The sequence below is a fragment of the Vibrio sp. 10N.222.46.A1 genome, assembly GCF_041473595.1.
GTDB lineage: Bacteria > Pseudomonadota > Gammaproteobacteria > Enterobacterales > Vibrionaceae > Vibrio > Vibrio tasmaniensis_A.
In genome coordinates, this window is the sequence record NZ_JBFRSN010001249.1 from 1 (window position 1) to 2,177 (window position 2,177).

Consider the following 2,177-nt stretch of genomic DNA (forward strand, 5'->3'; position numbering starts at 1 on the left):
TGTTGGTTACTCTTACCCTTAGCACTCGCTAAGAACTTATCACCAGATTTGTAGTTCAAGCCTTCAGCATCAACTTCATGCCCTTTAGCATGACGAATCCAACCTTTCTCAGACAACACAACCGTGATTGGTTCGCTTGGTACTAAGTCGCGTTCTGTTAGCGCTTTCGCTTCAGCACGCTCAATCAGAGGTGAGCGACGATCATCGCCGTATTTATCTGCATCTGCTTGGATTTCTTTCTTGATCAACGTATTCAAGCGACGCTCTGAACCGAGTAGCTTTTCAAGCTTTTCGCGTTCAGCTTCAAGCTCTTCTTGTTCCGCTCGGATTTTAAACTCTTCTAACTTAGCTAAGTTACGAAGTTTAATATCAAGAATCGCATTGGCTTGAATTTCAGAAATGTTGAAACGGCTCATCAATACAGGACATGGTTCGTCTTCTGTACGAATGATTTCAATCACTTCATCGATATTAAGATAAGCAGCAAGCAAACCTTCTAAAATATGCAAACGTGCTAGTACTTTATCTAAACGGTACTGCAAACGACGGCGAACGGTCGTGCGACGGAACTCAATCCACTCTTTCAGAATTTGAACTAGGCCTTTAACTTGAGGACGATTGTCTAAACCAATCATGTTCAAGTTAACCCGGAAGTTTTTCTCTAGATCCGTCGAAGCGAATAGGTGACTCATCAATTGGTCACAGTCGATACGGTTTGAACGAGGAACGACAACGATGCGAGTTGGGTTCTCGTGATCCGATTCGTCACGCAAGTCGTCAACCATTGGCAGCTTCTTAGCGCGCATCTGGTTAGCAATTTGCTCAAGTAACTTCGCACCTGACACTTGATGAGGTAAAGCAGTGATAACAATATCAGAGCCTTCCTTGTGCCAAACCGCGCGCATCTTGATGCTGCCACGGCCTGTACGGTAGATCTTTTCGATGTCCGACTTCGGCGAAATAATCTCAGCCTCTGTCGGGTAATCAGGGCCTTGAATGAAACCCATCACATCTGGAAGTTCAGCTTTCGGCGTATCAATCAAGTGAATCGCTGCGTTCGCCACTTCACGGACATTGTGAGGCGGGATGTCCGTCGCCATACCTACCGCGATACCAGTAATACCGTTAAGTAAGATATGAGGTAGACGTGCTGGCAACATCTGAGGCTCTTTCATGGTGCCATCAAAGTTTGGTTGCCAATCAACGGTGCCTTGACCTAGTTCACCTAGAAGAACCTCAGCAAACTTAGATAATTTCGCTTCGGTATAACGCATCGCAGCGAACGATTTCGGGTCGTCCGGAGCACCCCAGTTACCTTGACCGTCTACCAATGGGTAGCGGTAAGAGAAAGGCTGCGCCATCAATACCATCGCTTCGTAACAAGCAGAGTCACCGTGTGGGTGATACTTACCTAATACGTCACCAACGGTACGTGCTGATTTTTTGTATTTCGATGCAGCTGATAAGCCCAGCTCAGACATCGCGTAGATAATACGACGCTGTACTGGCTTCAAGCCATCACCGATATACGGTAATGCACGATCCATGATCACGTACATTGAGTAATTTAAGTAGGCATCTTCGGTGAACTTGCGCATTGGCAGCTGTTCAACGCCATCATATGTAATTTCGTTAGACATCCATTATACCTCGGCCATATCACCGTTAGTCTGTAGCCATGTACGGCGATCATCTGCACGTTTTTTACCAAGCAGCATGTCCATCATCTCGTTGGTCGCTTCGTTGTCATCAATCGTTAATTGAACAAGACGACGAGTGTTCGGATCCATGGTGGTTTCACGTAACTGAAGTGGGTTCATTTCACCCAGACCTTTGAATCGTTGCACGTTGATCTTAGCTTTCTTCTGCGACAGTCGCTCAAGCACACCATCTTTCTCTGCATCATCAAGTGCGTAGAACACTTCTTTACCGCAATCGATACGATACAGAGGGGGCATTGCCACATAGATATGACCCGCTTCAACCAATGCATGGAAATGGCGAGTAAATAGTGCACATAGCAGTGTCGCGATATGAAGACCATCCGAGTCCGCATCGGCAAGGATACAGATCTTACCGTAACGCAGGCCTGACAAGTCATCGTTATCAGGATCGATACCCAAAGCAACCGAAATATCATGTACTTCTTGTGAAGCCAATACTTGGTCCGCTGACAC

General features: G+C 46.3%; 1 protein-coding gene and 1 pseudogene. Both read right to left on the bottom strand.

Features of this window, described 5'->3' with window-relative positions:
* Positions 1-1,640 (bottom strand): DNA topoisomerase IV subunit A (gene parC / locus AB4496_RS25655; RefSeq protein WP_372132670.1); only part of this gene is annotated, 1,640 nt, incomplete at its 3' end.
* Between the two features lie 3 nt (positions 1,641-1,643).
* Positions 1,644-2,177 (bottom strand): annotated as a pseudogene (locus AB4496_RS25660) (DNA topoisomerase IV subunit B); the annotation flags it as partial.